Below are 6,692 nucleotides of genomic sequence, written 5' to 3' on the forward strand. Positions count from 1 at the left end.
ACATCTCCTCGCCGTCGCCCTCGCGCGCGAACGTCGCCGCGAGCGCCCGGTGCTCGGCCAGCACCTCGACGAGTTCGCCGTCGGCCAGGTCGCTGACGAAGTGGCAGGTGCCGATCGGCTTCGGGACGGCGGCCCGCAGGAGGCCGTCGCGGGTTTGGATGATCGACGTCGTCGCCTTCTCGAGCAGCTCCGGGGTGAGGTAGGCGCTGTCGATCGCGAGACCCAGGCCACTCATCAGGCCGATGATGCGATCGCGGTCGGCCTCGCTGATGTAGCCACGGCGGGCCGCGAGGGTGGCGGAGAGGGCCATGTCGACGCTCACGGCATGGCCGTGCAGCATCGGCGGCTCCGGAGCCAGCTCGAGGGTGGGGCTCCAGGTGTGCCCGTAGGCGATCTCGCGGTCGAGCTCGAGCTCGTGGAGGTTCGGTGCCTCGAGCTCCAGCATCGTGCGGATCGCCGCGTACGTGACCCGGTGGGCGACGGCCGCGAGGTCGGCGTCGCCGTCGCCCAGGTACCCGAAACGGGTGCGCAGGAGCGCCTCACCGTACTGCTCGAGATCCTCGAAGATCTCCCGGTTGCCGACGACCGCGATCTTCACGAGCTCGGCCATGCCGTTGCGCAGCTGCGCCGGCGGAAGGGTCTTCAGGAACGAGAAGTCGAGGAGGACCTGGCGGGAGGCGTGGTAGGCGCCGAGCCGGTTCTTGAGGTGCCCGTGGTTGACGGCCACCTTGATGGCCACGCTCGCATCGACGAGCCCGATGAGGGTCGTCGGGATCCGGATGTAGTTCGTCCCGCGACGGTAGGTCGAGCAGGCGAGCCCGGCGACGTCGGTCGTCAGGCCACCGCCGACCACGAGCACCGGCTCCTTGCGGACGAGCCCGAACGCGTCGAACGCATCGATGATGGTCTCGAGCGTGGCCAGGGTCTTCTCGGTCTCGGCGATCGCGACGGGAACGAGCTGCAGGTCGAGGCCGTGGGTCTCGAAGTAGGTCGCGATGTCGTCGCGGTGGAGCTCGAGGACGGCGTCGTCGATCACCATGAGGCAGCGACCGTACGGGGCGAACGCCTCGGCGACCTGACCGTTCTCCGGCGAGAAGACCCCGTCGACGTACGTCAGGTCGAAGTCGATGCGCTCCACGCCGCGCACGGAGAAGCCGCGCTCGTCGGCGGTGAAGGTGGCGTCGACCCCACCGGCGTGCTGGGTTCGGGTAGCGCTCATGCGGCACGCACCAGGCTCGCGAGGTGGGCGAACTCCAGCGCACCGACGACCGTGTCGGCCTTGCGGAAGTCGTGACCCGCGTTGTTCTCGCCGGGGAACGCGACAACGGCGACCTCGGCCGAGTTCGCGGCCTCGACGCCCCCGACGTTGTCCTCGACCGCGATCACGCCGCCGGCCTCCTCCCCGAGTTCGCGGAGCGCGAACGCGTAGACGGACGGGTCGGGCTTGGCCTGGTCGACCTGGGAGGCGTCGACGATCAGGTCGAAGTCGCCGGCGTCCAGGCCCTCGACCGTCTGCAGGATCGCCTCGACGTTCGCGGCGTCCGTCGTGGTCACGAAGGCGACCTTGTAGCCCTCGGCCTTGGCCTGCTCGACGGCCTCGCGCACGCCGGCCCGCAGCGGGGCAGGCGACTCGGCGAGGAGCGTCCGGAAGATCTCGGACTTCGTCTGGTGGACGGCATCCGCATCGACCTCGTCACCACGCTCGGCGGCGTATTCCGCGACGCGGTCGGCGCCGCCGCTCTTCGCGAGGAGCCCGCGGTAGGTGTCCTGGTCCCAAGACCAGTCGAGTCCGTGCTGCGCGAAGGCGCGGTTGAACGCCTCGCGTTGTAGCTCGGACGTGTCGGCGAGGGTGCCGATGGAGCCGAAGAAGAGTGCCGGCATCGTGTTCCTTTCCGGGCCATCGCCATCCGGCTGAGCCCATCTGGACGGTCGTACGTCGGGCTCGATCGGGCGGACCGGCGCCGCCGGTGGCCCGCCCCGGTCAGTACCGGGCGGGCTGGGGGCGATGAGCCGCGCGCGCCAGTCTCGCCCCCGCGCAGGCCCTCGGGTGATCCGTAGGGCGCGCTCGATCGAACGGCGCGGAGGGCCGCCCGCCGCGGCGGCGGGCTCCGCCACAATGCAACGGATGCCCGAGTCGCCGCGCCCCATCCTGCTCGTCGACGTCGACGGGGTCCTCGCGCTCTTCAACCTCGGGGCCGAGCCGCCCGCAGGTGTATGGCACCTGATCGAGGGGTTCCCCTACTACCTCGCGACCGAGACCGCGACGCTGTTGCACGAGGCGGCCGAGCACTTCGAGCTCGTCTGGTGCACCGGTTGGGAGGACCGCGCGAACGACCACCTGCCGCGTCTGCTCGGCGTGCCCGGGCCGCTGCCCGTCGTGTACTTCGACCGCAACCCGGGCCGGGGCAACGCCCATTGGAAGCTCAAGGCCATCGATGCCTTCAGCGCGGGTCGGCCCGTGGCGTGGATCGACGACGCCCTCAACGACGAGTGCCACCGCTGGGCCGCGGCGAGGATGGCCGCGGGGGTGCCGACGCTCCTGGTCGAGACCGAGCCCCACACCGGCTTCACGGCGGCGCACCTCGTGCAGCTGATCGACTTCGCCGGGCAAGCGACTTCGCCCGCCTGACCGGGGCGGCCCGTTTCGGGGGACCCTGTTTCGGGACTACGGTGTCCCGATGACCCATTCCGACGAAGCGAACGACCTCCGAGCGCAGTACGTCAAGGGCGACGACCGACAGGCACCGACGGTGCAGGGTGAGCTGATGCGGGTCGTCGACGCGCTCCGCCACGATGCCGCGAACGGAACCGCGTGGTGTGAGGACCACGCGATCATGTGCGCCTTCATCGGCGACATCCTCCTCGGCTCCGGGGTGTTCCAACTCTCCGAACAGGACGAGATCAAGGCCGACCTCCATGCCCTCGCCGAGCCGGACGCGCCGGCAGCCGCCTACGAGCGCCTCACCTCGCGGATCGTGCAGTGGACCGAACTGCACCCCGAGCCCGTGCCGCACCACCCGAACGCCGCGCTCACGCGGTAGGCCCCGGAACGCAGACGGGCGCCCCCGAAGGAGCGCCCGTGAAGCGTGGTCGGCTGAGGCCGAGACCTAGGCCGGGGAGATGGCTCCCCAGATGAGGGTCATCATGCTGTCGATCCAGGCCTCGTCCTTGTAGGTGCCATTGAGGTGGCTGCCTACGACGACGCCGGCGAGGAGCGAGAGGATGAACTCCAGGTCCACGTCGGACCGGATCTCGCCTTCGTCGATGGCCTGCTGGAGCCGCGGCCGGATGGCTGCGGCGCGAGCTTCGACCACGCGCTCCTTGTAGAGCTCGTTGAACTCCTCGTCGTGTCGGTACATGAGACCTGCGCCGATCACCTCGGCGGCTCGCGTCTGCATGGTCCAGGAAACGCCCTGGACCAGGTTACGGAGCCACTCGTGGATCTCGACGCCACTGCCGGTGTCGTCGAAGACCTCCGGGAGTTCGGCCACTGCTGCGGTCGCGAGATCCAGCCGGTGCTTGAAGCGCCGGTAGATCGTGGTCTTCGCTACTCCTGAGTCCGCGGCGACGCGCTCAACGGTGAGGGCCGCAAGGCCCTCGTTGTTGAGCACGTCGCGTGCGGTCTTGAGGATCTTCGCGTCGACTTCCGAGCGTCGCCGCGCGTGATACGCAGCTGCTGGATGTTCGCGAACCTGGCTATCGGGGGAACTAGCCATAGTGTTTTTTTACCTTCCGCCTTCTGGCTCGATGTCGAGCTGTGCGAGTTCGTCTGCGAACCCGGGGTCACCGCCGAGTCCGGCGCCGATGTCTTCGAGGGCCGAGAGGTCCTCGCCGATGGCCGCCCCGAGGTCGCCGAGGTCGTCGCCGAGCCCAAGCTCAGCAGCGATCTCGTGCTCGTCGAGGAGGCCGAGGTCATCAATAGCACGCGGGAGCGGCTCATTCGGCTCGATCTCGATGCGACGGTACTCCTTGAGGCCCGTCGCAGCCGGGATCAGCTTGCCGATGATGACGTTCTCCTTGAGGCCGACCAGGTTGTCGCGCTTGCCCTCGAGGGCAGCGTCGGTGAGCACCTTGGTCGTCTCCTGGAAGGAGGCCGCGGACAGGAAGGACTCGGTGTTGAGCGAGGCCTTCGTGATGCCGAGGATGACGTCCTCGTAGGCCGCCGTCTCCTTCTTGTCCTTGCGCAGCTGCTCGTTGACGTCCGCGAACTCGTAGCGGTCGACGAACTGCCCCGGGAGGTAGTCGGTGTCGCCCTTCTGGTCGACGCGGACCTTCTTCATCATCTGACGCACGATCACCTCGACGTGCTTGTCGTTGATGTCGACGCCCTGCTGCTTGTAGACCTTCTGCACCTCGCCGACGAGGTACTGCTCGGTCGCGGTGCGTCCGCGGATCGCCAGCAGCTCGTGCGGGTACAGCGAGCCTTCGTTGAGCTGATGGCCGGCCTTGACGGTCTGGCCATGCTCGACGAACACGCGCGTACGACGCGGGAACGCGTGACGGTGCTCCTCGCCTGCCTCGTCGGTGATGACCACGGTGAGGGCCTTGTCGGTCTCCTCGATCGTGGCGACACCGTCGGTCTCGGCGATCTTCGCGACGCCCTTCGGCTTACGAGCCTCGAAGAGCTCGACGATGCGCGGCAGACCCGACGTGATGTCGGAGCCGGCGACGCCACCGGTGTGGAACGTACGCATGGTGAGCTGCGTGCCCGGCTCGCCGATCGACTGGGCGGCGATGATGCCGACCGAGTCGCCGATCTGCGCGGTCTTGCCGCTGGCCATCGAGCGGCCGTAGCAGTGCTGGCACAGCCCGGACTCCGCACGGCACTTCAGCACGGAGCGGACGCCGACCTGCGCGGTCGTGTCCTCCCCGGCGTCGGCGACGAGCTGCGCGAGGTGGGCGCGAGTGATCTCGTTGCCCTTCTTCGCATGCTCGGCGCCCTTGCCGAGATCGGTGAGCGGGAAGCGACCGACGAGGTTCTCGTTCGGCTGGCCCCCGTCCACGAACAGCGGGAGCTCGATGCCGTCGTCGGCACCACAGTTCTCGAGGCGGATGATGACGTCCTGCGAGACGTCGACCAGACGACGGGTGAGGTACCCGGAGTCGGCCGTACGCAGGGCGGTGTCGGCGAGTCCCTTACGGGCACCGTGGGTGGAGATGAAGTACTCGAGAACCGAGAGGCCTTCCATGAAGTTGGCCTTGATCGGACGCTCGATCGTCTCGCCCTTCGGGTTGGCCATGAGGCCACGCATACCTGCCAGCTGGCGGATCTGCTTGAAGGAACCACGAGCGCCGGAGTTGGCCATCATGTAGATCGGGTTGAGCACGTCGAGGTGCTCCGCCATCGCGTCACCGACCTCGTCGGTGGCCGCGTTCCACTGGGCGACGACCGCTTCCTTGCGCTCGACCTCCGTGATCAGACCCATGTCGTACTGGTCCTGGATGTCGGCCACGCGAGCGTCGTAGCTCGCGAGGATCTCGCCCTTGTTCGGCGGCGTGACGACGTCGTTCTTCGACACGGTGATGCCGGCGCGGGTGGCGTACTCGAAGCCGATGTCCTTGAAGGCGTCCAGGACGAGCGAGACCGTGGTCGCGCCGTAGTTCTGGATGAGGCCGTCGATCATCGAGACCGCGTCCTTCTTCTTCATCGACTTGTTCACGAACACGTGGCCCGCGGAGTCGAAGCCCTCACCGACGGCGACCGCGAGGGCCCGCTCGATGCGCTCGTTGTAGATGATCCGGCCGACCGTGGTCAGCAGGTGCCCCGTGTGCCCCTTCGGGCGGTACTCGGCGAGGTCGTGGATCTTCACGACCTTGAAGTCGACGGCGAGCTCGGCCTCCTGCGCGGAGCGGAAGACGTGCGGGCGCGCCGTGTCCTTCGGCCAGGCATCGGTGCCCAGCTTGCCGGAGAGCTCGAGGAGCTCCTCTTCCTCGGGGCCATACGTCACGTAGTACTGACCGAGGACCATGTCCTGGGTCGGCGTCGTGAGCGGGGCACCGTGGGCCGGCGACAGGATGTTGTTGCTCGAGAGCATCAGGATCCGGGCCTCCGCCTGCGCCTCGGCGCCGAGCGGGAGGTGGACGGCCATCTGGTCGCCGTCGAAGTCGGCGTTGAACGCGCCGCAGACGAGCGGGTGGACCTGGATGGCCTTGCCCTCGACGAGCTTCGGCTCGAACGCCTGGATACCCAGGCGGTGGAGCGTCGGCGCGCGGTTGAGGAGCACCGGGTGCTCGTGGATGACCTCTTCGAGGACGTCCCAGACCTCGGGCAGCGCCGAGTCGACCATCTTCTTGGCGGCCTTGATGTTCTGCGCGGACTTGCGCTCGACGAGGCGGCTCATGATGAACGGCTTGAACAGCTCGAGGGCCATCAGCTTCGGCAGACCACACTGGTGCAGCTGGAGCGACGGACCGGAGACGATCACGGAACGGCCGGAGTAGTCGACGCGCTTGCCGAGCAGGTTCTGACGGAACCGGCCCTGCTTGCCCTTGAGCATGTCCGAGAGCGACTTGAGCGCACGGTTGCCCGGGCCCGTCACGGGGCGACCACGGCGACCGTTGTCGAACAGTGCGTCGACGGCCTCCTGGAGCATCCGCTTCTCGTTGTTGACGATGATCTCCGGCGCACCGAGGTCGATCAGCCGCTTGAGGCGGTTGTTGCGGTTGATGACGCGGCGGTAGAGGTCGTTGAG

The 6,692-nt window shown here is 68.1% G+C and carries 6 protein-coding genes; 2 read left to right on the forward strand and 4 right to left on the reverse strand.

Going from position 1 to position 6,692, the window contains the following annotated elements:
- Window positions 1-1,219 (reverse strand): sedoheptulose 7-phosphate cyclase (locus tag Q7T52_RS13940; protein ID WP_304803474.1); only part of this gene is annotated, 1,219 nt, incomplete at its 3' end.
- A complete protein-coding gene (locus Q7T52_RS13945; protein ID WP_304803476.1) occupies window positions 1,216-1,881 on the reverse strand; it encodes an HAD family phosphatase in 666 nt (221 codons plus the stop codon). The genes Q7T52_RS13945 and Q7T52_RS13940, both read right to left, overlap by 4 nt.
- 244 nt (window positions 1,882-2,125) lie before the next feature.
- Here Q7T52_RS13945 and Q7T52_RS13950 point away from each other — a divergent pair, with 244 nt between their 5' ends.
- Together Q7T52_RS13950 and Q7T52_RS13955 are read left to right on the forward strand one after the other, a co-directional pair.
- A complete protein-coding gene (locus tag Q7T52_RS13950; RefSeq protein ID WP_304803477.1) occupies window positions 2,126-2,629 on the forward strand; it encodes an HAD domain-containing protein in 504 nt (167 codons plus the stop codon).
- Between the two features lie 49 nt (window positions 2,630-2,678).
- On the forward strand, window positions 2,679-3,041 hold the full coding sequence (locus tag Q7T52_RS13955) for a hypothetical protein (RefSeq protein ID WP_304803479.1): 363 nt from the start codon (window positions 2,679-2,681) through the stop codon (window positions 3,039-3,041).
- 66 nt (window positions 3,042-3,107) lie between these two features.
- On the opposite strand, the gene Q7T52_RS13960 is transcribed toward Q7T52_RS13955, so the two are convergent.
- Window positions 3,108-3,716, reverse strand: a complete 609-nt coding sequence (locus tag Q7T52_RS13960; RefSeq protein ID WP_304803480.1) for a TetR/AcrR family transcriptional regulator — start codon at window positions 3,714-3,716, stop codon at window positions 3,108-3,110.
- A gap of 9 nt (window positions 3,717-3,725) precedes the next feature.
- Window positions 3,726-6,692: DNA-directed RNA polymerase subunit beta' (rpoC, locus tag Q7T52_RS13965; protein ID WP_304803482.1), on the reverse strand; the 2,967-nt coding region annotated here is incomplete at its 5' end.

The organism is Nocardioides sp., assembly GCF_030655615.1.
Taxonomy (GTDB): domain Bacteria; phylum Actinomycetota; class Actinomycetes; order Propionibacteriales; family Nocardioidaceae; genus Nocardioides.

Excerpts from the sequence above, each read along its gene's own strand:
- Q7T52_RS13945 (WP_304803476.1), bottom strand. The coding sequence starts at position 1,881 with ATGCCGGCACTCTTCTTCGGCTCCATCGGCACCCTCGCCGACACGTCC.
- Q7T52_RS13950 (WP_304803477.1), top strand. The coding sequence starts at position 2,126 with ATGCCCGAGTCGCCGCGCCCCATCCTGCTCGTCGACGTCGACGGGGTC.
- Q7T52_RS13955 (WP_304803479.1), top strand. The coding sequence starts at position 2,679 with ATGACCCATTCCGACGAAGCGAACGACCTCCGAGCGCAGTACGTCAAG.
- Q7T52_RS13960 (WP_304803480.1), bottom strand. The coding sequence starts at position 3,716 with ATGGCTAGTTCCCCCGATAGCCAGGTTCGCGAACATCCAGCAGCTGCG.